The sequence below is a fragment of the Franconibacter daqui genome (assembly GCF_014644275.1).
GTDB classification, from domain to species: domain Bacteria; phylum Pseudomonadota; class Gammaproteobacteria; order Enterobacterales; family Enterobacteriaceae; genus Franconibacter; species Franconibacter pulveris.
Window position 1 is genome coordinate 1792099 of record NZ_BMKJ01000001.1, and the last position, 22273, is coordinate 1814371.

Annotated in this window: 23 protein-coding genes; all 23 read right to left on the reverse strand. The window is 57.6% G+C overall.

Features of this window, described 5'->3' with window-relative positions; all coding sequences use genetic code 11:
* Window position 1: 1 nt before the first annotated feature.
* Window positions 2-478, reverse strand: a complete 477-nt coding sequence (locus IEX01_RS08450) for a hypothetical protein (protein ID WP_024557999.1) — start codon at window positions 476-478, stop codon at window positions 2-4.
* Window positions 454-1170: an ankyrin repeat domain-containing protein gene (locus IEX01_RS08455; protein WP_373289683.1), complete on the reverse strand. Its 717-nt coding sequence runs from the start codon at window positions 1168-1170 to the stop codon at window positions 454-456. Before IEX01_RS08455 ends, IEX01_RS08450 begins: the two co-directional genes overlap by 25 nt.
* Before the next feature lie 41 nt (window positions 1171-1211).
* Entirely contained in the window at window positions 1212-2651 is a 1440-nt protein-coding gene (locus IEX01_RS08460; protein WP_024557997.1) for a Tle-like phospholipase domain-containing protein, read from the reverse strand.
* Between the two features lie 34 nt (window positions 2652-2685).
* Entirely contained in the window at window positions 2686-4116 is a 1431-nt protein-coding gene (locus tag IEX01_RS08465; RefSeq protein WP_188723659.1) for a serine/threonine protein kinase, read from the reverse strand.
* 26 nt (window positions 4117-4142) lie between these two features.
* Window positions 4143-6758: a type VI secretion system ATPase TssH gene (tssH, locus tag IEX01_RS08470; RefSeq protein ID WP_048888614.1), complete on the reverse strand. Its 2616-nt coding sequence runs from the start codon at window positions 6756-6758 to the stop codon at window positions 4143-4145.
* Window positions 6759-6843: 85 nt separating this feature from the next.
* Window positions 6844-7887 (reverse strand): type VI secretion system baseplate subunit TssG, encoded by a 1044-nt coding sequence (tssG, locus tag IEX01_RS08475; protein WP_024557994.1) that lies wholly within the window; start codon window positions 7885-7887, stop codon window positions 6844-6846.
* On the reverse strand, window positions 7884-9755 hold the full coding sequence (gene tssF, locus IEX01_RS08480; protein ID WP_024557993.1) for a type VI secretion system baseplate subunit TssF: 1872 nt from the start codon (window positions 9753-9755) through the stop codon (window positions 7884-7886). Before tssF ends, tssG begins: the two co-directional genes overlap by 4 nt.
* Before the next feature lie 2 nt (window positions 9756-9757).
* Window positions 9758-10321 carry a type VI secretion system baseplate subunit TssE gene (gene tssE, locus IEX01_RS08485; RefSeq protein ID WP_024561758.1) on the reverse strand — a complete coding sequence of 188 codons (564 nt, stop codon included), beginning with the start codon at window positions 10319-10321 and terminating at the stop codon, window positions 9758-9760.
* Entirely contained in the window at window positions 10314-11126 is an 813-nt protein-coding gene (locus IEX01_RS08490) for a type VI secretion system accessory protein TagJ (RefSeq protein ID WP_024557991.1), read from the reverse strand. Before IEX01_RS08490 ends, tssE begins: the two co-directional genes overlap by 8 nt.
* A 9-nt stretch (window positions 11127-11135) precedes the next feature.
* On the reverse strand, window positions 11136-12149 hold the full coding sequence (locus tag IEX01_RS08495) for a hypothetical protein (protein WP_024557990.1): 1014 nt from the start codon (window positions 12147-12149) through the stop codon (window positions 11136-11138).
* Window positions 12150-12169: 20 nt separating this feature from the next.
* Window positions 12170-12964, reverse strand: a complete 795-nt coding sequence (locus IEX01_RS08500) for a PP2C family protein-serine/threonine phosphatase (RefSeq protein WP_024557989.1) — start codon at window positions 12962-12964, stop codon at window positions 12170-12172.
* Window positions 12961-14964, reverse strand: a complete 2004-nt coding sequence (tagH, locus tag IEX01_RS08505; RefSeq protein WP_188723660.1) for a type VI secretion system-associated FHA domain protein TagH — start codon at window positions 14962-14964, stop codon at window positions 12961-12963. The genes IEX01_RS08500 and tagH overlap by 4 nt, the downstream gene beginning before the upstream one ends.
* A 116-nt stretch (window positions 14965-15080) precedes the next feature.
* Window positions 15081-16034 carry a DUF3829 domain-containing protein gene (locus tag IEX01_RS08510; RefSeq protein ID WP_188723661.1) on the reverse strand — a complete coding sequence of 318 codons (954 nt, stop codon included), beginning with the start codon at window positions 16032-16034 and terminating at the stop codon, window positions 15081-15083.
* Window positions 16035-16105: 71 nt separating this feature from the next.
* The gene (locus IEX01_RS08515) at window positions 16106-16459 is read right to left on the reverse strand and encodes a T6SS amidase immunity protein Tai4 family protein (protein WP_024559634.1); all 354 of its coding nucleotides are present in this window, start codon (window positions 16457-16459) and stop codon (window positions 16106-16108) included.
* A gap of 25 nt (window positions 16460-16484) precedes the next feature.
* On the reverse strand, window positions 16485-16880 hold the full coding sequence (locus IEX01_RS08520) for a lysozyme inhibitor LprI family protein (RefSeq protein ID WP_229701819.1): 396 nt from the start codon (window positions 16878-16880) through the stop codon (window positions 16485-16487).
* A 68-nt stretch (window positions 16881-16948) separates the two neighbouring features.
* Complete coding sequence (locus IEX01_RS08525; RefSeq protein WP_188723662.1) at window positions 16949-17767, reverse strand: lysozyme inhibitor LprI family protein; 819 nt, start codon at window positions 17765-17767, stop codon at window positions 16949-16951.
* A 12-nt stretch (window positions 17768-17779) separates the two neighbouring features.
* A complete protein-coding gene (locus tag IEX01_RS08530; protein WP_188723663.1) occupies window positions 17780-18145 on the reverse strand; it encodes a T6SS amidase immunity protein Tai4 family protein in 366 nt (121 codons plus the stop codon).
* A complete protein-coding gene (locus tag IEX01_RS08535; protein WP_024558001.1) occupies window positions 18130-18609 on the reverse strand; it encodes a type VI secretion system amidase effector protein Tae4 in 480 nt (159 codons plus the stop codon). Before IEX01_RS08535 ends, IEX01_RS08530 begins: the two co-directional genes overlap by 16 nt.
* Before the next feature lie 48 nt (window positions 18610-18657).
* Entirely contained in the window at window positions 18658-19140 is a 483-nt protein-coding gene (locus IEX01_RS08540; RefSeq protein ID WP_024557981.1) for an Hcp family type VI secretion system effector, read from the reverse strand.
* A gap of 180 nt (window positions 19141-19320) precedes the next feature.
* Complete coding sequence (locus tag IEX01_RS08545; RefSeq protein ID WP_024557980.1) at window positions 19321-19746, reverse strand: T6SS amidase immunity protein Tai4 family protein; 426 nt, start codon at window positions 19744-19746, stop codon at window positions 19321-19323.
* Window positions 19747-19752: 6 nt separating this feature from the next.
* Entirely contained in the window at window positions 19753-20172 is a 420-nt protein-coding gene (locus IEX01_RS08550) for a Rap1a/Tai family immunity protein (protein WP_024557979.1), read from the reverse strand.
* A gap of 66 nt (window positions 20173-20238) precedes the next feature.
* Entirely contained in the window at window positions 20239-21738 is a 1500-nt protein-coding gene (gene tssC / locus IEX01_RS08555) for a type VI secretion system contractile sheath large subunit (protein ID WP_024557978.1), read from the reverse strand.
* Between the two features lie 2 nt (window positions 21739-21740).
* On the reverse strand, window positions 21741-22265 hold the full coding sequence (gene tssB / locus IEX01_RS08560; protein WP_024557977.1) for a type VI secretion system contractile sheath small subunit: 525 nt from the start codon (window positions 22263-22265) through the stop codon (window positions 21741-21743).
* Window positions 22266-22273: the final 8 nt, after the last annotated feature.

A 22273-nucleotide genomic window follows, 5' to 3' on the forward strand; every position in this document is an offset into this window, starting at 1 on the left:
CTCACTGCTTTTTACGCACATAAATAAGTGAGCCGACTTTGAGTATTTCAGAAAGTAAGAGCTTGGAAATATTAACTGTTGCCCCTGTCATCCCTGAGGCTCCCACTACCACAGGGAAAAGCGTAACCGAGCATTGTAAGGTGAGAACACGAAATACTTCCTGAGCCATCGCAAAACGGACGGCATAGCGACTTTTTTTGAAAAACAGCCAAGCAGAAACAAACAACGTTAGCGGAGTGAGGATATAAACAAAATAAAAGACGCCCGTCAAAATGCCGTTTATCCCGTTAGCTATCATCATAAAAATAATAACTGCCGGGTTGCCCGCGCTGGACTCCCAAAGCTTTACCAGTAATCGCAGGGCGTCAATGGAATAAAATACGATCCCGATAAGATCCATTGCGCCCCAAAAATAGAAAACCTTTTCTTTAGCAATCATAAGAGCGTATTCGCTTATTTCACCGGCCCAGGCGGCCATTTACCGCCGTGCTGAATAAGCGTGTCTTTAATTTCGTTAAGCTTTTTATAATCGTCGCTGCCTGCTTTTGCTCTGTTCAGGAAACGCTCCAGCTGGTTACCCATCGTCCAGCCGTTGTCAGCCCGGATCTCAGGGTCAGCGCCACGCTGAAGCAGCAGCAAAACATGATCGTAAGAATGGAAGTCCAGGGCATCAATCAGCAAGGTGTTACCCAATGAATCAGTGATGTTGATGTTGGCGCCTGCATCCAGCATGGTTTGCAACGTCCCGGTATTTTTGGCCTCAAGCGTCTGGAATATAATAGGTTTTCCAAACGTTTTATCTTTCGCGTCTGGCGATAACCCACCATCCAGCATTGCCTTTATCCAGGCCCCACTCTCCGCCAATAACACAAATTCAGCTGGGCTACTTTTACCTTGCGGCCTCGGCTGTAGGGGATCGGCGCCAGCCTTAACCAGAACGGTAATAACCTTTAAATGCTCCGGTGTTTTTTTATCATTTATGGCATTCATGACGGCCCAGAACAATAGCGTCATGTCTTCTTTGCCAGGTGTTTTTAAATCGGTTTCTGACGCTAATTTAAGGACTTCATCCATTTTACCCTGTTCAATTGCACGAGCCAGGGTGAGTTGCTGACCGCTGAAGTAATCCTCTGCCTTTAAATCCATATCTTGCTTACACCCCTGAACCATGAACAGTAAACCCAGCGCTATCCAGCCAATTAAAAGCGATTTCACAGGCGGCTCCTGATAATGGAAATGTCCTCATCCTTTTGTTGCTCTATACAACTTATCGCTTGTCCAATTCCATGTCGATCAAATGCGCCTCCTGTTCCACCGGGAAGATTGTGGGGTATCCCGGCAGCGTCAGGCATGATTGCAGATAATTCTTCTTTAGCAATCAGTGCCGGCACGTGTCCTTTCATCATTTTGTAGTCTTCCCAAAGATTAACCTCCTGAATCTTTGTCAGCAGTTCGCCTTCAACACGATAAGCTTGAATATTATCCGTGCTTCCCAGCAAACTACCTCCATACTTCTCAACAGTGCTTGAATGTAACCCGGCAGCATTAAACGTCCATCCCGCCTTGCCGCTAGCCATAGATGTCGCAGAAGCTAACCCTCCACCAAGAGAGTGACCAGCAATGTCTATTTTTTGCCCCGATTTATACAAGCGTTCTCCCATACGCACGGCTCTTTTATAATAATCTGACTCCATTCCTAAACCTTGCGCACCATTATTAGACCAGTCAGCTATATTCTTCACCGGTTCGGATAATGAAACAAATTCAGGCGGTCTCGATCCTCTGAAAACTAACGTTGGGTTCATTTCACTCCCAAACACGTTGGGATCAGGTTGATAAACACGCGCCAGAAAATCAGGGGAGTCTTTACGATCAAATAAAAGTTCCTTTTCCAGGCCAAACTTTTTCAGTAACCCATCATCATTACTAATATCCGACCAGCCTTCGGGCACATCCGGCGTCGCCTGCAAGGGGTTAGTGGTTTTGTAGATATTTTCCGCAAGCTTTGCCTTCTCCACCGCAATGTTATTCGCCGCAAGGCGCTTCGCGGCGAGTTGCGCATCCGGAAAAACACTGCTGCCGCCCTTGCTGATAAGGTCTTTTCGCGCCTGCCAGCGTTCCGCCTTGGTCATGACCATCTCTTTAAGCTGCGCGGCGGAGGCCAGCAGCTGCGTGTCTTTACCGGGCGTAGGTTGCCCGGCAACCTGCGCGGCTTTAGCTTTCACCACCTGTACCGGCATGACCGTAGCGGGGGGCCGTGCGCCATAAACCCGCACCATCGTTTCGTATCTGTCAATAACGCTGTTGAACGGATAAAAAGTGCCCGCGCCTTTACCGCCCTTCAGTTGGCCCTGATTATTGATATAAAACAGGTGGGTCGCGGGCGACCAGCTGCGATGGCTATTATCAATGGCCACCAGCTTGCCGTAATCCAGCGCAAGCGTGATGAGATCGCGTATATTACGGCCGGTCTGATAAGGGTTGGCGCCGGTTTCCGCATGCAGCAGATCGTAACGCGTGAACATCGAGCGCACTGTACTCTCCGGCACCGACATAACCATCGTCCCGGCGACAACCGGGCGGATGATCATGGAGAAGAGCTCGGGGTTCAGGTTTTCATAAAAAAGGGAGACAATTTTAATATTGTACATACGCGCTATCCAGTAACGATGCTTCCCTACCCGCTTACGGGTTCACAAGCCAGGTGCCGGGTTTGGCAATCTCCAGCGTCTGGGTGCGCGTTTCACCATTACCCTGCAGTAAAACCTTGTAACGGCCTGCGGCCAGCTTAAAGGAGGCGTAGCCGTTAGCAGCGGGACGCAGCGATTTCGGCTCGCCGTTGACCTCCAGCGTTTCGCCTTCGCGCATGCGAACGTAAACCAGCACGATGGGCTCCTCCACAACCGGCGCTTGCGTGCTCGCGGCAGCGGGCGCCTGCGCCGTTTCTGTCGCCGCCGGCGCGGTGGATGGCGTTTGCGCAGGCTCTTCAGCCGGGCGCGCTTGCTCGGTGTTCGTGCTGGCGGTTTGCTCAGGCGCGTCATCGCTGCCGCCGCTAAAGAGCAGCGCGCCCGCGATAACCCCCACAAGGATGCCCGCCGCGCCAATCGCCGGCGCTTTATAGCGCTTCCAGTCCAGCGCGGCGGCAGGTTCCTCGCGCTCTTCCACCGGCACCAGCATGGTGCCCGGCTTTTTCACGCTCAGCACGTCGTTGATGCCAGCCACCGGCATGTCGATAAGCGCGGCAAACGCATCAATCGACTGCGGACGATCTTCAATCCGCAGCGCCAGCGCCCGGTCCACCGCCTGCAGCAGGGAGAGCGAGTAGCCCGCCGGCTGCAGCTCTGTGAGGGGTTTATAGGTGTCCTGAATGGAGCGCACCACGCTTACCGGCGGCGGCGAGCCGACGATTAACGTGTGCAGCACTGCGCCAAGGGCGTAGATATCGGTCCACGGCCCCTGCTCGCTTTCGTTGTCGTCGGTGTACTGCTCGATAGGCGCGTAGCCCGGGCGCAGCATGGTTTCCGTTTCATCGGAAAGGTTGCCGATGGTGCGGCGCGCCGAGCCGAAATCCAGCAGCACCGGCAGGCCGTTATCCTGAATCTGGATGTTATCCAGTGAGATATCGCGGTGCAGGTAGCCTTCATCGTGAATGGTTTTGATAGCGCCAAACAGCATCGGCAACACGCGGCGGATCCAGGTTTCGTCAATCAGCTCCGGCTTCTGCTCGCGCAGGCGCGTCAGCGTGGTGCCGCTGTAAAACAGCGTGCCCATATAGGCGGTGTCGTTCTGCACCCAGAAGCGCAGCACGTGCAGCAGGTTCGGATGGTTAAAGCGCGCCAGCAGACGCGCCTCCTGGATAAAGCTGTTCAGCCCGGCGGAAAACGCCTTGCCGAAGCGCTCGCTTCTGAGCACCAGCGTCATGTCTTCGCCGCGCACGGCAAGGGAACCCGGCATGAACTCTTTGATGGCGATGGTGCGCTCAAGCTGGTGGTCCCAGGCGCGATAAACGATGCCGAATCCACCGCCGCCAATCACCTCTTTGATTTCAAACTCGTTGAAACGGTACCCCACCGGCAGCGCGTTTGGGACAGTCCGATTGTTATCATTATCCGTCATGTTAAACAGTTCTCTTGATGATTGCGTTACGCGGCAAACTGACAGTGAAACTCGCCCTGCTCGCAGGTGACGCGAAGGCGTCGGTACTGCTCGTCGCTGCGGCTGGCGGTAAGTAAAATCTGGCTCATCTGCGGAAGCAGCGTATTGGTGAGAATGGCGTCCACCATGCGCCCGCCCGACTCCACCTCGGTGCAGCGCTGAACAATCTGCTCCACCACGCTGTCGTCGAACTCTGAAATGATGCTGTGGTTCTCTTCAAGGCGACGCTGAATGCGCCTGAGCTGCAGGCGCACAATTTCACCCAGCATCTCATCGCTGAGCGGGTAGTACGGCACCACCAGCAGACGGCCCAGCAGCGCGGGCGGAAAGACCTGCAGCAGCGGCTGGCGCAGCGCGCCGCCGAGCGCCTCTGGCTCCGGCATCAGTTCAGGGTCGGCGCACATGGCGCTGATGAGATCGGTGCCGACGTTAGAGGTGAGGATGATAATGGTGTTGCGAAAATCGATATGCCGCCCTTCGCCATCCTCCATCCAACCTTTGTCGAACACCTGGAAGAAAATTTCATGCACGTCCGGGTGCGCTTTCTCTATCTCATCCAGCAGCACCACGCTGTAAGGACGACGGCGCACCGCTTCGGTCAGCACGCCGCCCTCGCCATAGCCCACGTAGCCCGGGGGCGCGCCTTTGAGCGTGGAAACGGTGTGCGCTTCCTGGAACTCGCTCATGTTGATGGTGATAACGTTCTGCTCGCCGCCATAAAGCGACTCGGCCAGCGCCAGCGCAGTTTCGGTTTTACCAACGCCGGAAGGGCCGCAGAGCATAAAGACGCCGATGGGTTTGTTCGGGTCGTCGAGCTTCGCACGCGAGGTCTGTACGCGGCGGGCAATCAGCTCAAGGCCGTGACGCTGGCCGATAACCCGCTGGTTCAGCGTGTCGGCGAGCTTCAGCACCGCGTCGATTTCGTTTTTCACCATCCGGCCAAGCGGGATGCCGGTCCAGTCGGAAACCACCGCCGCCACCACGTTTTCATCCACGGCGGCGAAAAGCAGCGGCGCGTCGCCCTGCAGCGCGGTCAGCGCCTGCTGTTTTTCGGCAAGCTGGCGGCGCAGGTCAGTCTGGTCTTCTTCCCCGGCGGCAAACAACTCAGCGCGCAGGCGGATAATCTCGCGCACCAGGCCGCGCTCTTCTTCCCAGCGTTGCATCAGCGCGTCGCGCTGCGCTTCAACCTCTGCGCGCTCCGCTTTGAGCCCAACAACGCGCTCGCGATCGCCCGCGCCCACGCGCGCTTCGCGTTCGGCAATCTCCATCTCCACTTCCAGCGCGGCGAGGCGGCGCAGGCAGTCTTCCAGCTGCGGCGGCGGCGCGCTCTGGCTGACCGCCACGCGAGCGCAGGCGGTGTCGAGCAGCGCCACGGCTTTATCGGGCAGCTGGCGTGCCGGAATATAGCGGTGCGAAAGCTTCACCGCCGCGCTCACCGCCTCATCAAGCAGCAGCACCTGGTGATGTTTTTCCAGCGGCGAAACGGTGCTGCGCAGCATCAGCACGGCTTTGGCCTCGTCTGGCTCATGCACCTGCACCGTCTGGAAGCGGCGAGTCAGCGCCGGATCTTTCTCAATGTATTTTTTGTATTCCGCCCAGGTGGTGGCGCCAATGGTGCGCAGCTGGCCGCGCGCCAGCGCCGGTTTCAGCAGGTTGGCGGCATCGCCGGTGCCCTGCTGGCCGCCTGCGCCAATCAGGGTATGGATCTCATCAATAAACAGGATGATGGGGGTCGCGCTGGACTGCACCTCGTTGATAAGCGCCTGAAGGCGCGCTTCGAACTCCCCTTTCATGCCCGCGCCCGCCTGCAGCATGCCGATATCAAGCAGCCACAGCTGTATGTTCTGCAACGGCTCCGGCACGTCGCCTTCGGCGATGCGCAGCGCCAGCCCCTCCACGACCGCCGTTTTGCCCACGCCCGCCTCGCCGGTGAGCAAGGGGTTGTTCTGGCGCCGGCGCATCAGGATATCCACCATCTGGCGGATCTCTTCATCGCGTCCCACTACCGGGTCGATTTTGCCTTCGCGCGCCCGCGCGGTGAGATCCTGGCCATACTGCGAAAGCGTGCCCTGGGCGACTGGCGCCGCGCCAGCGGAAGCATCCGTCGCCGCCGCGGCCTGCTGCGTCTCTTTGCTCTGGGCGCAGATGGCGTCGAACTGCTCCAGCAGCGCCTCAACGTTAATGCGGCCAAACTGGGCGGAAATGCCCTTCAGCACGTTCGCCAGGTTCCAGGTTTTCAGCAGGCCGATTAACAGGTGGCCGCCGCGAATGCGGCTGACGCCAAATTTCAGCGAGCCGTAAACCCAGGCGCGCTCGACGGCGCTGTCGATATGCTCAGAGAGATCGGAAACCGAGCTCGCCCCACGCGGCAGCGCATCCAGCGCGGCGACAATATCCCGGGCCAGCTGCGGCTCGTCGAGAGAGAAATGACGGATGACCTGCTGGAGGTCGCCATCCTGCTGCTGCATCAGCTGGTGCAGCCAGTGCACCAGCTCGACATAGGGGTTGCCGCGTAGCTTACAAAAGGCGGTGGCGCTTTCCAGCGAGGTAAATAACAGCGTATCCAGTTTGCCGAAAAGGACGGCACGGCTAATTTCAGACATGTTCGGTTCCGTTGATAACAATGTTGCATACACTTCATCCTTCAGGCCGCCTCAATGCAGCCTGAAGGAGTCGGTATACGGAAAATTATCGCTCTGCGCGATACACCAGATCGCCACGTGGGACTGGCTGAGGCTGAAGGCCCAGCCAGGTGTTGTAACCCAGCCGACCGCCGCTACCGAGCGTTGCGCCCTGGACGGCGTCGGCGCGCAGGATAACCCGCGTTTCCCATTCAAATTCAAGCCCTGCGTACTGGCGCACCCAGTCGCGAAGCTCCGTTACCCAGGGCTCGCCCGGCAGAAAGCGGCTATACGCTTCTGCGCTGAGCGGGCCTATTTCGATGCGAAATTTATGCTGCACGTCGCGGACCGCCACGCCGAGAAAAGCGGACTGCCCCAGGCGCGGCAGGCGTCTTCCCGCGCCCAGCTGCGCCTGCTCGCGGGCGCTGAGCGGCATCCACTGCGGCACGTTCATGACAAGCTTCACGGGCGCCTTGAAGTAGTTGCGCAGGATTTTCTCAAGCCCCTCCGGATCGCGACTGTGGCGCGTCAGGTGGCCGCTGTGAGTAAAGCGCGCGTGCGGGCTGAGGCTGCCGTTGCTCATCTGCGCCGGCTGCCCCATGCCGATAAGCGAGGCCAGATAGCCGTTAAAGCGTTTGTTGTCGGCGCGGTCGAGCGAAACGGCGGGCTGCGCGTCCGCCCAGGCGCGGTAGAAAAGCAGCGTCAGGCGGTGATGAAACAGGTCGGCAAACGCGGTCAGGCTGTGATCCTGATGATGATGAATACGCTCGCGGGCATATTCCGTCATGTGCACCGGCAGCGGGCCGTTGGGGCCGAACATGCCGAAGCTCAGTATAGAAACCTCATGCAGGCCACTCTGCTCGCGCTTGCTCACCGCCGCCACCGTGGACGGCGCAAAGCTCATCGACGGCTGCTGGCCAAGGCGCAGCGGCTCAAACTTCGGCAGCGGCGCGCGCCCGAGCGGGTAACGCTCGCCGCCCTGGGCGTCGATGCGCCGTAACAGCTGGAACAGATCGTAGCGCCAGGGCGCGTCCATCACCCCGCGCCAGAAGCTCTCCGGCAGCGGCGTCAGGCGATGCACGCGCAGCGACGTGACGGTGGTTTCACTCATATCAGCGCCCTTTTGCCCATGCGCGGCGCCCAGTAGCCAATCTCGCCCCGCTGCTGGCTCTTGAGCGTGAACTCGGTAAAGCTGTTAATAGAGACCAGGCGGGCGAACAGGCGCTCCAGCACGCTGCCGAAAAGCCAGGGGCTGGCGCCGGAGAAAGCCTGCTCATCCACCGTCAGGGTGATGCCGATGCCGCGGGCGAAGACAATCGGCCCCGGCTCCGGCACGCGGCGGTGCACCGGCTCCAGCACGCAGTGACGAACCCCCTCGGTCTGGCGCGCGACCGGCGCTTCCGCAAGGCCCGCGTACAGCCCCAACAGCTGACGCAGCGCGGCGGCGCCGTCTTCGTTTTCGCTGTCCATCAGGCTCAGGTAGTTCATTTGCAACTGGCTGATAAGCCGCCAGGTGCTGAACCCTTCCGCCAGCGCCGGGCGCGGCGGCGTCGGTCCTTTGCGCAGGGTCAGCGTTTTCACCGGCATTGAGTCAGGCAGGATGAACTGCCCGAGATCCTGCTGCAGCATCAGCGGCAGGTCGCGGCTGGTGCAGAGCACCTCGGCGGTGATATAGCGCAGGTTCTCCTGCCACGGCGCGTGCTGTTCATCCACCAGCGAAACGAAAACCTCCGAGCCGGTATAGCCGGTGCGGGTGCCGTAGCGCAGCGCATGTTCGGAAAGCACGCGCTGTTCGCGACGCAATGAAAAGTAGGCGCCGTAGTTGCCCGCGTCGCTGCTCCAGGTAGACCAGAAGGGACGAAATTCTTTGTCGTCCCGCTGGCCGTCGACGCTGCCGTGGATCTTCTTCACCGCGTAGATTTCGTAATCCAGCGGGCGGATGTTATCAACCACCAGATGGTATTCGTGCTGGCTTTCGCTCAGCTTCTGCCGGGCGGCGAGTTTCGGAAACAGGTTGATGACCGGGGTGCAGTGCAGCGCCAGATGGCTGGCGTCCACCACCCGTTCCAGCTGCTCCTCGCTCTTATCCAGCAGAATGAAGATATCGAACGCTTTTTCCGTTTCGCAGCGGCGAATCAGCTTGCCTAACCCGCTCAGGCTGATAAAACGAAAGCGCGCCGGGAAAGCGAAGTACTCCTGCAACAGGCGATAGCCGTCGAAGTTGCGCAAATCTTCCGGCAACAGCGCCTGGTCCGCCTCAAAGCCTTCCTGGCGCAGCGCCTCGTCGGGCAACAGCTGGCGCTGCGGCTCGGCGCCGACGGTCTGGCAGACGATGCCGACAGGATGCGCCATCACCAGCTCCAGCAGCTTCAGCGCCTCGATATCCGGGCCGCTTAAGAAGAACTCGAGCCGGTCAAAATCAAGATGCCCGAGGTTTTGCGGCCCGTCGCAGGCGATGCGGATACGCAGCGCGCTGGCGACACCACGCTGGCTAAGGCCAATCTGCGCCAGCGGCAGATCGGCGGGCACGCCGCCCAGTTCCACCTTGTCGATTTTCAACGGCAGCAGATTCACGTCGTGCGCCGTGGTATAGCTGCAGGTGACGCCGGTTTTCTTCAGCGCCAGGCTGTCCATCATGGTGCCGCGCGGCACGATAAACCCTTTGCTTAAATCGCCGCGGCCGCTGTCGGGCTGCAGTTCGGCAATCGCCATGGAAGGCGTGGGCGCCAGATAGTTCGGCGCGAGCATCTCCAGCAGACGCTGGGAGAAGCGCGGGAACTCGGCGTCCATCTTGAGCTGCACGCGGGAGGTGAGAAAGGCGAAGCCTTCCATCAGGCGCTCAGTGTAGGGGTCCGCCACCTCAATGCCGCGCATCCCCAGTCGCCCCGCCACCTTCGGGTAGCGCTCGGCGAACTCCGCGCCCATCTCGCGCAGGTAGGCCAGCTCACGGTTGTAATACTCAAGCAGTTTACTTTCCATGCTTACCCCGCGTCTTTGAGTTCAAAATGGCCGTTTTCCAGATCGACATCGGTGCGGAACAGAAACTCCAGCGGGTACGGCACGCACCACAAGCGCCCTTTGATTTCAATCGACAACACGTTGTGCAGGTCGAGCGACGTGGTGTCGGAGACGCAGCGCACCTGCAACCCCTGCGGCAGAATGCGCGGCTCGAAATTGATAATGGCCTCGGTGAGCTTGCGCTGAATATCATGCCATTCGATATCGGACATCCGTTTGCCCGCGAGCGGCGCGACGCCGAAGTTAACCACCGAGCGACGCACCTGCGGCAGCAGGCTGAGGTCGTGCGAGGAATCGTGGTTGATGGTGTTAAACAGCCATTGCAGATCGCGCAGCACGTGACGACGCAGTGCGGAATGGCTTATCAGGTTGCTGTTTGCCGACTCTTTGACTTTATCCGGCTCGTTATCCGTGAGCCGGTCAAGCAGCGAGGGCTGCATTTTATCGCGCGCCCCCACTTTCTCCTGCCTGCTGCGGGCGTGCCAGCCGCTGCGCAGCAGATCGCCTTCGCCTGCGGGTCTATTCATGCGCGTCGCCTGCCGTGAACGTCACCAGGCTTAGCGAGAGCAACGGGCTTTCGTTTTGCTCGTCAAGCCAGGTTTTCTGCCCCAGCCCCTGGTATAGCGTCTCGTCGTTATCAAGCGGCAGCCATTCGGTGGCGCGCCCAAGCTTGATGTGGTCGCCCGCCTCTGGCGCAAAGGGATAGCGCGCCGGGATCTGACAAACCTGCTCGGCGCCGTCGGTAAGACGCACCAGCGCGTGGCGCCAGACTAAATCGGTGACGCTCGCCGGCGCCTGGAAGCGGATCTCTTCAATGGCGCTGAACGGCAGCCAGACGTAGCGGCCATTGACGATGGCTTCGCACACCGGTCCCAGGCGGGCGTCGCCGTCCATCAGCCATGCAAACGGCTGCGTTTTTTCATTTTCAAAGGTCAGCTGGCCCGGATTCGCCTCGGCCTCTTCCAGCGCCTGCAGGCGCAGCGCCTGGGCGCGTTCGCCGGTTTCCGCCAGCGCTGAGGCGAGTGTTGCAAGCCATGGCCACTGGGCGTCCGGCATCGACGGGCGGGCCTTACCAGCTAATACCTGCTCGCGTTGCTGCTCGCCCGCAATGGCCTGCTCAAGCAGCGTAACGGTGGGCTTCGCCTGCGGTTTTAACGCAAGCCAGCTTTTCAGCTGGGTCAACGCCCTGGACCAGTTGCCATCGAGCGCGAGAAACTGCACGAAAGCGGCGCGCAGGTCGGCGTCCGCCGGGCGGGTTTTGATTTCGCCTTCAAGGCGCAGCAGCGCGGCGTTGAGCGACTCGCCGCCCAGCTGTTGATAAAGCGTATTCATAACGGCTCCTTAGTTTGCTGCGCGCCAGGCGCCAACGGCGGGATCGCGCAGCTGCGGGCGCAGCGCGTCAATCAACACAATATTGAGATGGGCATTCGGGGCGAGCCACGGGCTCCAGAGCTGTTTCACCGCCTCAAGGCGCGCCTGCAAACGCACGTCGTCGCTGGCGAGATCGCGGGAGACCTCCACCGCCACCGTGCCTTCGCTCTTCCAGCTGTTCAGCGCGCTGTCGTAAGGCAGGATCATCCAGCTCTGATCGCTGTTCTCGGTGCTGAAGACCATGCGCTCTTTATTAACCGAGGTGATAAGCACTTTATCCGGGTCGACGCTGTCGCTCAGCCCCACCACCGGGAAACCGTGGAGGTAAGTCACCGGCGTCTCCTCTGGCGCGCCGTTGTTGACCTGCGTCATCACGGCATGACCGCTCAGCCAGCTGCCTTTTTCACAGCCTGCCGCGCCGGACGCCGGGATAAACAGCGCGGGGGCTGCTGCCCCTCCTTGCCAGAAGGTGCGCAGGTGACAGCCGTCCTGCAGGGTAAACTCCTGCCAGGGCGAGCGGTCCGCCGCAGGCGACAGCGTTTCCGGGTTCTGCTCGGGCAGCGAGAGCGCATTACCCGCAGGCGCGCTGGCGGCAGAGACCGCCAGCTGCGGCTGCTGCTGTGGCTGCGGCTGCGACGCAACCTCAACCGCCCACGTTTTGGCTTTGCTTGCCGTGCCCTGCGCCAGCGTCTGCCCCTGCGGATCGTTCAGTTTCCAGGTGAGCTGTTGCAGCTTGCCGCACTGGTGCTCCAGCAGCGAGCCAAGACGCGGCACGAAGTTATCGAGGATGGAGACCTCTTTGTTGCCGTTCGCCACAATGCGCAGCGCCAGCGTCGGTTTACACCAGCTTTGCGGCGTTTTGTCTTTGATGTCATCTATCCAGACATCCAGCTTTTGCGAAGGCGACTGTACGATGCGGTAATTTTCAGCCTGAGCGGTGGTAGCCACCGCCAGGAGCGCCAAACCCGATAGCCAAAGTTTCATATCAATCCTTGTGTGTCTTATCAGTCCCGCAGGGGAAAAAACTGCGCTGCGTCAGAAAGCGTGTGCAGCAAGGTGGTGTCCTGAGGGCTGCCCATCCATACCGCCACGGCGGTGTAGTTATCCTGAGCACTGCCCTCGCTTTCGCCATTTCTTTGAATAATCTGGTTCATCAACGTCAGCCACTCCTGCGGCGTGTTGACCATGTGCAGCGATTGCTTCATCTGCTCTTCGCTGACGCCATGCCAGAAGCCGTCGGTGCAGAGTAAAAAGGCGTCGCCGTCTTCCACCGGCACCACGTCGCTGTAGCTCGCCTCCGGCCCGCCGTTCTCCATCCCCAGCGCCAGATAAAGCAGGTTGCTGTTAATGTTGTCGGTCTGATGACCGGCGTCTTTCATCTGCTGAACCAGACTGTGGTCGGTGGTGACGTGATAGAGCCAGCCGCGACGAAACAGATAGAGGCGGCTGTCGCCCGCGTGCGCCCAGTAGGCGAGCCGGTAGTCGCGGTCGATAAACAGGCTCACCAGGGTGGTGCCCATGCGCCGGTAATCCTGCGCCGCCTGCTGCTCGCTCAGGATGGCGCGGTTCGCCTGCTGAACGTAGTCGCGAATATGCTGCGCGTTTAAGTGTTTATCGCCATCGAAGCGGGAAAGGATGCTGTTGCGGGCGAGCTCGGCGGCGACATCGCCGCCAGGCAGCCCGGCGATGCCGTCGCAGACGACAAAGCAGGCCGAACGTTCCCCGATGGTTTCTCCCGTCTGATCCTGGTTGCTGGCGCGCGTTCCCTGGCGGGAGAGAGAAGCCGTTGCGATGTTCATTCTTCTTCCGATCCGCTCTGTGAGTCTTTGTACTGATTCACTTCCATGTCATAGGCGTGCAGGAACGCCTCGCCAAACAGGGTGTGGAAGTCATCTTCTATCTCACCCGCCGTCTCGCCGTAGGTGCGAACAAAATAGTCCCACAGCGCCCCTTTGCGGCTGCCCGGCAGCGACAGGCGCGAGGTGACGCCGTCAAGCTTCGCCTGCTCTTCCAGCTGTTCCGGGTTAAAGGATTGCAGCATCGCAGCGATGATGGCGCGGATGCCGGAGATCATCCCAAGCTGGTGCGCCTGTAAATCGATAAGCGCGTCGCGTACCGATTTTTTCGGCGGCATAAAGCCCGGCATGCGGGTGCCGAACATCTGCATCAGCACCGTTTTACCGGAAGGCAACAGCTTGAACGGGTTGTTGGCGTCGTCCAGCACCATGGTCATGTCCGCTTTTACGCCGCGTTTAAGAATGGAGCGCGACGAGAGCAGCGCTACCGTACCCTGCGAGAACATGCTGAGGATCTGCCCGAGCTGGCGCATGTTTTCCCGGTCGAACTGCGGCACCGGCTGCATATCGCCAAGACCCATGCCCTCCAGCAGCGCTTCCAGCAATTCGCCCTGCAGCACGTCGCCGCGAGCGGGCTGCTGAGGCGCAACCGACGAGGAGGCGGCGTTCTGCACCGGGTCGATACGCAGGCGGCCTTTCGGCGTCTGGGTGGCGCTGCGCGCCACCGCCTGCGGCGTCGGCATGGTGAACCCGGCGTACTCCTGGCGGCCCGCCTCTTCCGCTGGCGTTTCAGCGTCTTGACGCGGCGGCTCGGCATCGAACAGCGGCGAAGCGGCCAGCGGATCGCTGTCCTGCGCGTTGTCTGAAGTGGCATCCCGGGCGTCCGCCAGCGGCGCGCCGCCCATCAGGCCCAGCGGGTCGTTCTCTTGCGCTTTGGCGGCTGGCGGCTCGTCGCCAAACAGCCCCAGCGGATCGCGCTGTTCCGTTTTCGCGGCGGCGTGCGCTTCAGCGGTTAACGGTTCGCCACCGAGCAGACCCAGCGGATCCGGCTCTTGCGGCGGCGCCGCTGTCGGCGCGCTCTCCTGCGCCGTGGCGGACGCCTCGCGCGGGTCGGCAGGCGTGTTCTGCTGGTCCGCCAGATGGTCCGGGTGCGTTAACGGCGCCCCGCCCATCAGACCAAGCGGGTCGTCGTTGCGCGCGGCGGGCGCGCTCGCCCCGCCGCTGAACAGCGCCAGCGGATCGAGCTCATCCTGCGGCGCTTCTTTTGGCAGCGATGGTTCGTTCGCTTTAGGCGCCACCAGCGTGGAGGGCGTGGCGTCGTTAAAAATGCTGTCGTTCTTAAACAGCGCGTCGTCGCTGAACAGCTTGTCGGTATCGACATGCTTACGCTCAAGCTGCGGATCGCTGTCCCGGAACATCGCCAGCGGATCGTCTGTATTGCGCTCCGCCGCTTTCGGCTGGGCGAACGGGTCGTGCGAAGCGGCGGGCTGCGGCTTCGTGCGGTTGCTGGAGATGCTATCGGAGATAGAGAACTCCTGCATCAGGCTGTCCCAGATCTCCGTCGGCACCGCCGTTGGTGCAGACTCTGCGCGCGCTGACGCGCTGGCAGGCTTCGGCGCAGGCGCGGCGGCTGGCGCGGGCGGCGGCGTGATGGTCGCGGCCATGCGGCTCACCGGTTGGGTGTCCTGGTGCAGACTGGTCACTTCGATGCGGTAATCATCGATGCCGAGAATGTCACCGTCCTGCAACTCCACCTGACGCCCCCGCTCCAGCGGGATGTCGTTCAGCACAACACGGGTTACGCTGCCGCGGTTGGTGATGCGGCACTCGCCCTGGGCATCGACATGAACGATCGCCTGCAGGCGAGAGATGACGCGGTCGTTGTCGGGCAGCACCAGGTTGTTATCCGTGCCGCGGCCGATGGTGCCGCCGGGGGCATAAAACTCACAGCTGCCCTGAGGCGGCTGGTGGCCAGGTTTTGTGGAAATAATCGTGAATCGCATAGCGTATTCCTGCTGGTATGATTAGCGCTCAAACGTCGCGTTTCTGTTCAGACGCCCGGCGTTTGAGTGCTGAGAAACAGAGCAGCGCTTGCGCGCTGCCCGTCATGGTCCGTTATTTAGCCTCGCGCTTCACAACCGGAGCGGTTCATTTTGTTGATGAGATTCATATAAGCGCTATTAACCGCATCGCTGCGCATGCGAATACTCATATTGGATTTGAGGAAATGGTTAACCGCGAGGCTGCCTTTCTCCGCGTCGCGCAGCGCGCTACGGCCTGCGCCCAGCAGGTCGTTGACTTCGCTTTTCAGCGGCTCGCACCCCTGGTTCATCTCGGCGAGTTTATCCAGCGACTGGCGGAACTGGTTGTCTATCTCCTTACTCGGCTTCTCGTCGTTGTAGGCGTTGAAGAAGGTTTCCCCGGCATTCATGGTCTCTTTTGCATAGAGCGCGATGCCGCTGCGGTAGTAGTCCGGCGAGCCTTTTTTCGCACTTTCGAAAGTATGTCGAAGATTGGCGTCATCGCGTTTTTCAAGCGCGGTATTGAAGTTCTGCTGGGCGCCCGCCAGGGTTGTCATCAGCGTGACATACTGCTCTTCTTTCTCGCGCGCCTTCTGGCCGCCATCCGCCAGCATCCCTTTTGAATCCTGATAATCATTCAACTCTTTCACCAGCGGCAGCGCGGCGTTGAGCGCATTGCCGTATGATTCGGCTGGCGCGTCGAGATCCGCCATGGCAGGTTTCATGGCGCGCGCTTCGCCAAGACGCTCCGCCATACGCTTCAGCGAGGTATCATCCGCCACCCAGTAAGCATCGTAGTCGCCGTTTTTCTTCTGACGCTTCATATAGTCGATATGCTTCGCCAGATCGCTCGCCGCGCTGTAGGTAAAGCCGTTCGCCGCATCCACATAGGCGTTAAATTTGGCTATCTCTTGTTGCTCGGTATTTTCCTGCTGCGCTGCCGGGTCCGGCATGGCACCGGCGCTGTTTGTCTGGTCATCGCAACCGGCGCTGGTAAAACAGGCCATCGCGATTAACGAAGCGAGACAACACTGCTTTATAGTATTCTTCATTCCTTTTTCCTTGTAATTACATAGCATTAAATCGTATCTGGCCCATATCGGCCGACACGGCGCATCCGTTTTTAGTGATACTTGTTATACAGGGCCTGGATTTTCTGGCTTTCGGCAATCAGCGAGCATTTCAGCACTCGGTAGTCGCTTTTGATCGACCCGCCAGTTTTGGCTTGCAGCGCCTGCGCTGTTGCTGCATCCGCTTCTTCAAAAGCCGCAACCGGCAAGTTGCTGGCTTCAAGCCAGGCGGCGGCGCTGGCCTGAGCGTCATTTTTAAGCGAGGCGTTATCGGCAATTTTGCTTATGCAGCGGGTTTGCACCCAATGCGTAAAAATTTGCTGCTGGGAGAAGGCACTTATTTCAGGCAGGCTTTGCGCGCAGACGGCAGGCAAAGCGATGAACAGCATTAGCATCAAACGCTTCATAGCGTCAGTCCTGTATTGAGGCTTATTACTCGTAAGGGATCGCCTGAAGCTGTTTAATTCGTTCCAGATCAAGGCGGGTAATGCACTGGTTGGCTAAATCGAGATTCACGTTGCTGCCTGTTTCCGCCAGGTACGCTTCTATCTTGCACTGTCCGTCGCGGTATTTAAGCCATCCGCGCTGCGAGTCAAGCAACACTTGCTGATACGCTTTATTCGTTTCCGGTGCGGCTTGATAACTGCTGGCGATACGCTTTTTGGCCTGCGCATACGCTTTATTAAGCGACTCCTCGGCCTGAGCTTTATTTGCCGTTGAGCAGTTTAATACTTCGGTATCATTAGCTCCTTGAGCACAGTCGCTCATCGCCCAGGTAGACGGACTGCATAAGGCTAATAAGAACATAACGACAATGTTGAATTTCACTCATCTCTCCGTGAAAAATAATCCATGATGTTATTTTTGAACAGCGCTTAAACGTAATATCGGGTTTATCACTGCGTCAGAGTATCAACCCTATCTTTCATCGCACGCGCAATGCAGCCTGTATTGTTTTGGCATTGGTTACGTTTTTTCAGCCAGGCAGTTTGTTCTGACTTAATTTTCCTGAGCGCTGCTTTATCGTCTGGCATGATGGCTTGCTGTTGCCACAGTGCCGTTTTAAATGCCTTGTCGACGCTCTTATCCCAGGCAGCCAGTTCGTCATTATCGCATATCGTTTTTTCAGTCTGATTCAGATTAGCGTCACAAGGGAATGAGGGTGAAAAGGTGTCGGTCGGTTTGATACGTTTCATTATTAAATAGCTATTATCATACCAATTAGTGATGAGAGTATCCGATGACAACAACGCAATCCAGTTACCGATATGTTCACCATCAGGTCCAAACTTCCCGGACTGGCAGGTCACACTCACTGGCGTAACTGTTTGTGCATCTAACCCGAAATCTTTCGCTTTTGGCAGTAGAGGTTCGCTATAGCGCTTGCCGGAAGTTTGCTGTAACAGATTATCTAATGCCGTTTTTCCCTGCGCCTCGTAATGCACAGCCGAACAATTTACCGTCTCGTCAAGATTTCCACTGATAACATCTTTATTAAGCACCATTTTTCTGCCCACATAGTGAGGATCGTCTACCGTTATGGCGGTATGCGTCGTCGCGAAAGCATCTATGCGAACTGAAACGACTCTCCACTGACCATCAAACTGATTTACGTTTGATGTTAGCGCGCTGGCATACGAAGCGCCGGAGGTTGTGAGAAAAAAAGTTAATAAAGCCACTTTTGCAAAGCTTAAGTTTACATTTTGATTGAGCATCTATTAACAATCTCAGTTGTCCGCTTTGCCTTTATATTTTTTAATCAGGTCAGATAATTCTTTGCTGTGATAAAAGTCGATGCACTTTGCCATCGTCATCGGTACGCCAGCCTGACTGCCATATTTTTTTTCAAGAAAGGTTTTACCCAGTTTCTCTACAGCCGTATGCGCTTCAAGAGAATAATCGCCAAACTCCAGGTATCCCCTTGCTGCGGCAGACGCATCTTTTTTGACTTCGTCGGCCTGATACCCCTGCGCAAGGCAGGTGCTCAATGCATAATTTTTAAGATATTCCTCGGGGCTGTACTCTACGCGCGCAACGGCCTGATAAGAAATAAACAAAGCCAGCGCTACGCCAATTTTCATTTTAAAAGCCATATTGAAGCCTCTGTCGCCTGCGGGAAATAACAATGATCAGAGCAAATCTTACCATTCCATAATGTTGCATGGCCACTGGCATCGCTCCAGCTATCAACAGTAAAAACGAGTATCCCGGTCATATTAATAAAGTCATTCACGGTAGGGTTTTTAACGGTTTTATCCGGCGCGCCAAACTTATGCTTCAAATAGGGCTTTAAATCTTTGACTCTGTAGATGTACCAATTCTTATCTGCGCCAGAAACCGTAGCCCAGGCCCCTCTTTCGACTTTTGCGCCCGAGTAGTTTAACGCATAGCTCATACGGATAGCACAGGCATTCTTGAATCCTTCGGTATCGCTGCCTTCACCAATTTTGATATTAACACCAACGTTGCCGCCAATTTTTTGTCCCACCAGCGGTACAGGAACATTAACTTCAGAAAAGCGTTGCCACGCCTGTAAAAAATTTGGTCTCGACGCCATACTCTTTTCTCCTTGAGAATAAAGTGAGCCCTTGCGGGCTCACTGCAATTACGCTTCTTTGTTTTCTTTGATATTCCAGCCAGCGCTGCTTTCTGCGCCTTTACCACCAGCGGAAGTCTGCTCCCAGTACTGCTGTTTCACTTTCGCAGCCTGGAATGCATAGGTCACGCCAACGGTATCGCCGTTGTCAGCGCCGGTGTACTGTACGGATGTTACCAGCACGTCTTCCAGCGTAATGCGCGCATATTCCACCTGCTGGCCGCCTGCTTTGCAGACAGACAGTTCCACTTTGGTCAGGTGCTTACCGCTGGAGCAGTGTTTCAGGATTGCTGTAGTCGATTTGTCGATCAGCGCATTAACGTGCAGATCGTTAAAGTTCACTTTACCGGCACCGCCGCCGCCGCCAACGCTCATATTACCCGGCTGGGATGCGCCCCAGGAAAAAGAGGTAATATCAGTCCAGCCGGTGTGGTTAGAATCTTTAGATTCGCCGGTTACGCCGTCGACCTTCAGGAACATATCAATAGCCATAATATCTACTCTTCGTTAATGAAAATTATTGCTTTCGAAAAAGCACTTATATGGCAAACAGGAAAGCATGGGGCTGAATAAAACCGTCCATATTTTACCTCTGCCTCATATCAAACGACCCATGTCATTTGACAGTCTTACATTCCCCCTGAATGAACGGAAAGAATGTGAAGTCTTTTACTACTGTGGATTATCCTGATTCCAGGTGCGGTCAGGGTTTTCTAATAAAACCGCTTTCGCCACCTTATCCAGTTCAGGGCTGTGGTATAAACGCAGACAATTTAGCGTTAACCCTTTATTGTCCTTACTACGGTCGCTATGCGAATAATTAACAGCGCCTTTAAACTGGTCGATCAGGTCATTGATTTTCTTGTCACCGTTATCAATATCAAAAGGCACCCATTCACGCAGGGCATTTGATGTGTGCGCCGCATCGAGCGAAAATGTGGAATATGGCTCAGCAATTTGTGCCAGGCAGCGCGCCAGCACAATATCTTTTACGACCTGTATGTATGGCTTATCTTTAATAAAAGCGACAGGATCGGATGTCGCACCGGCAAAAGCGCTGTTGCAAATAAACAGCAAAGCGAAAATATCTTTTTTCATGGTGTTTTAATGACAGTTCGTCACCTTTTTTACCGCCTCGACGATAAGCGCGGCGGCACGCTCTTTTTTTAGCCGCTCGGGTGATACTTTTGCAAAGTACCCGTAGGTCCATTCGTGCAAAGCGCCAGGTTTAATGGGTCGGTCAGCACACCACTGCGATCCTTCAGTGGCATCCAGCACACCTGCGAAATACATATCGGCTTTGATACGCTCGCGCTCGTTCTGCCTGTTGCTCCATGCGGCGAAAAAACGCGCCCCCGTCATGTAGGTGTCAAAACGGGTTAATAATGCCGGGTCGCGCGGAAATACGGCGGTACTGTCTTCAGGCAAAGACTCTGCTCGCGGGTATGTATAAATCGTGTTTTTTGCTGCGGCTAAAGCCGACAGCGCCAGCAGTCCGCCTGCAAGGGCAAGGCGCATTTTCATCACGCTTCCTTGTGTGTCTTACGCTAATGACAGGCCGTAAGGAGTGCCCTTACGGCCAGAGCAGGATTACGCGTCGTTGCTCTTAAGCGAAGGCAGCTTGGAGACCAGACGCAGCGAAACGGTCAGCCCTTCCAGCTGGTAGTGCGGACGCAGGAAGAACTTGGCGGCGTAGTAACCCGGGTTGTCTTCTATCTCCTGCACCTGCACTTCCGCTGCGGCCAGCGGTTTGCGGGACTTGGTCTCCTGGGAGGAGTTCGCCGGGTCGCCGTCCACGTAGTTCATCACCCAGTCGTTCAGCCAGCGTTCCATCTCTTCGCGCTCGCGGAAGGAACCAATCTTGTCGCGAACGATGCACTTCAGGTAGTGCGCGAAGCGGCAGCAGGCGAACAGGTAGGGCAGACGCGCCGCCAGACGCGCGTTGGCGGTGGCGTCCGGGTCGTGGTATTCCGCCGGTTTTTGCAGCGACTGCGCGCCGATAAACGCGGCGAAGTCGGAGTTTTTACGGTGGATCAGCGGCATAAAGCCGTTTTTCGCCAGTTCCGCTTCGCGACGGTCGCTGATGGCGATTTCGGTCGGACACTTCATATCCACGCCGCCGTCGTCGCTCGGGAAGGTGTGGCACGGCAGGTTTTCCACCGCCCCGCCCGACTCCACGCCGCGGATGGAGGTGCACCAGCCGTACTCTTTGAACGAGCGGTTGATGTTGGTCGCCATCGCATAGGCGGCGTTCGCCCAGGCGTAGTTGTTGTGGTTCGCGCCGTCGGTCTCTTCTTCAAAATCGAAGCTGTCCACCGGGTTGGTGCGAATGCCGTACGGCAGACGGGAGAGGAAGCGCGGCATCACCATTCCCAGATAGCGCGCATCTTCCGACTCGCGCAGCGAACGCCAGGCGGCGTACTCGGTGTTCTGGAAAATCTTGGTGAGATCGCGCGGGTTCGCCAGCTCCTGCCAGGACTCCATCTGCATCACGCTCGGCGCGGTGCCGGTGATGAACGGGCAGTGCGCGGCGGCGCCGATGCGCGCCATCTCGCCTAATAGCTCAACATCTTGCGGGCTGTGGTCGAAGTAGTAATCGCCCACGATGCAGCCAAACGGCTCGCCGCCGAACTGGCCATACTCTTGCTCGTAAATCTTTTTGAAGATAGGGCTCTGATCCCAGCCTACCCCTTTGTAACGCTTGAGGGTGCGGCCAAGCTCCTGCTTGGAGATGCTCATAAAGCGAATTTTCAGCATCTCGTCGGTTTCGGTGTTATTCACCAGATAGCTCAGACCGCGCCAGGCGCTCTCCAGCTTCTGAAACTCCTCATGGTGAATAATCTGGTTCACCTGCTGCGAAAGCTGCTCGTCGATGCCGGCGATCAGGTTCTGAATGGTGCGGTAGGTGTCGTTAGAAAAGGTAACGGTGTTCTCCAGCGCCTGCTGCGCCAGGGTTTTTACCGCGCTTTCCACGGCGGAACGCGCCTGGTCGGTTTTCGGGCGGAACTCTTTATTCAGCAGCGCGCTGAATTCATCCTGGCTGAACGCCTGTCCCGCCTGCTGCTCATGTTGTTGAGTCGGGTTGCTCATGATTACTCCTCGCTACCTTTTTCGCTCTCTTCGTTTTTCGGCATCTGGCTCAGGGATTTGAGCAGCGTCGGGTCCTGCAGAATTTTGGCGATAAGCTCTTCCGCGCCGTTTTTGCCGTCCATGTAGGTCAGCAGGTTAGAGAGCTGGGTGCGCGCTTCCAGCAGCTTGTTAAGCGGCTCGACCTTGCGCGCCACGGCGTCCGGCAGGAAATCTTCCATGCTTTCAAAGGTCAGGTCGACGTTCAGTTTGCCTTCGCCGGTCAGGGTGTTGTCCACATGGAACGCCACGCGCGGCTTCAGCGCCTTCATGCGCTCATCGAAGTTATCGATGTCGATTTCCATGAATTTACGCTCGTCGACGGCAGGCAGGTTCTCCACCGGTTTGCCGACCAGGTCCGCCATAACCCCCATCACAAACGGCAGCTGGATTTTGCGCTCCGCACCGTAAATTTCTACGTCGTATTCGATCTGTACGCGGGGCGCACGGTTACGTGCGATGAATTTCTGCCCACTGTTACTCATTGCCATGATGTTCT

What these genes read in the sequence shown, in the direction of transcription:
- IEX01_RS08450 (WP_024557999.1), bottom strand. Translation starts at nt 478, where the DNA reads ATGGCCGCCTGGGCCGGTGAAATAAGCGAATACGCTCTTATGATTGCT.
- IEX01_RS08455 (WP_373289683.1), bottom strand. Translation starts at nt 1,170, where the DNA reads ATGGTTCAGGGGTGTAAGCAAGATATGGATTTAAAGGCAGAGGATTAC.
- IEX01_RS08460 (WP_024557997.1), bottom strand. Translation starts at nt 2,651, where the DNA reads ATGTACAATATTAAAATTGTCTCCCTTTTTTATGAAAACCTGAACCCC.
- IEX01_RS08465 (WP_188723659.1), bottom strand. Translation starts at nt 4,116, where the DNA reads ATGACGGATAATGATAACAATCGGACTGTCCCAAACGCGCTGCCGGTG.
- tssH (WP_048888614.1), bottom strand. Translation starts at nt 6,758, where the DNA reads ATGTCTGAAATTAGCCGTGCCGTCCTTTTCGGCAAACTGGATACGCTG.
- tssG (WP_024557994.1), bottom strand. Translation starts at nt 7,887, where the DNA reads ATGAGTGAAACCACCGTCACGTCGCTGCGCGTGCATCGCCTGACGCCG.
- tssF (WP_024557993.1), bottom strand. Translation starts at nt 9,755, where the DNA reads ATGGAAAGTAAACTGCTTGAGTATTACAACCGTGAGCTGGCCTACCTG.
- tssE (WP_024561758.1), bottom strand. Translation starts at nt 10,321, where the DNA reads ATGAATAGACCCGCAGGCGAAGGCGATCTGCTGCGCAGCGGCTGGCAC.
- IEX01_RS08490 (WP_024557991.1), bottom strand. Translation starts at nt 11,126, where the DNA reads ATGAATACGCTTTATCAACAGCTGGGCGGCGAGTCGCTCAACGCCGCG.
- IEX01_RS08495 (WP_024557990.1), bottom strand. Translation starts at nt 12,149, where the DNA reads ATGAAACTTTGGCTATCGGGTTTGGCGCTCCTGGCGGTGGCTACCACC.
- IEX01_RS08500 (WP_024557989.1), bottom strand. Translation starts at nt 12,964, where the DNA reads ATGAACATCGCAACGGCTTCTCTCTCCCGCCAGGGAACGCGCGCCAGC.
- tagH (WP_188723660.1), bottom strand. Translation starts at nt 14,964, where the DNA reads ATGCGATTCACGATTATTTCCACAAAACCTGGCCACCAGCCGCCTCAG.
- IEX01_RS08510 (WP_188723661.1), bottom strand. Translation starts at nt 16,034, where the DNA reads ATGAAGAATACTATAAAGCAGTGTTGTCTCGCTTCGTTAATCGCGATG.
- IEX01_RS08515 (WP_024559634.1), bottom strand. Translation starts at nt 16,459, where the DNA reads ATGAAGCGTTTGATGCTAATGCTGTTCATCGCTTTGCCTGCCGTCTGC.
- IEX01_RS08525 (WP_188723662.1), bottom strand. Translation starts at nt 17,767, where the DNA reads ATGCTCAATCAAAATGTAAACTTAAGCTTTGCAAAAGTGGCTTTATTA.
- IEX01_RS08530 (WP_188723663.1), bottom strand. Translation starts at nt 18,145, where the DNA reads ATGGCTTTTAAAATGAAAATTGGCGTAGCGCTGGCTTTGTTTATTTCT.
- IEX01_RS08535 (WP_024558001.1), bottom strand. Translation starts at nt 18,609, where the DNA reads ATGGCGTCGAGACCAAATTTTTTACAGGCGTGGCAACGCTTTTCTGAA.
- IEX01_RS08540 (WP_024557981.1), bottom strand. Translation starts at nt 19,140, where the DNA reads ATGGCTATTGATATGTTCCTGAAGGTCGACGGCGTAACCGGCGAATCT.
- IEX01_RS08545 (WP_024557980.1), bottom strand. Translation starts at nt 19,746, where the DNA reads ATGAAAAAAGATATTTTCGCTTTGCTGTTTATTTGCAACAGCGCTTTT.
- IEX01_RS08550 (WP_024557979.1), bottom strand. Translation starts at nt 20,172, where the DNA reads ATGAAAATGCGCCTTGCCCTTGCAGGCGGACTGCTGGCGCTGTCGGCT.
- tssC (WP_024557978.1), bottom strand. Translation starts at nt 21,738, where the DNA reads ATGAGCAACCCGACTCAACAACATGAGCAGCAGGCGGGACAGGCGTTC.
- tssB (WP_024557977.1), bottom strand. Translation starts at nt 22,265, where the DNA reads ATGGCAATGAGTAACAGTGGGCAGAAATTCATCGCACGTAACCGTGCG.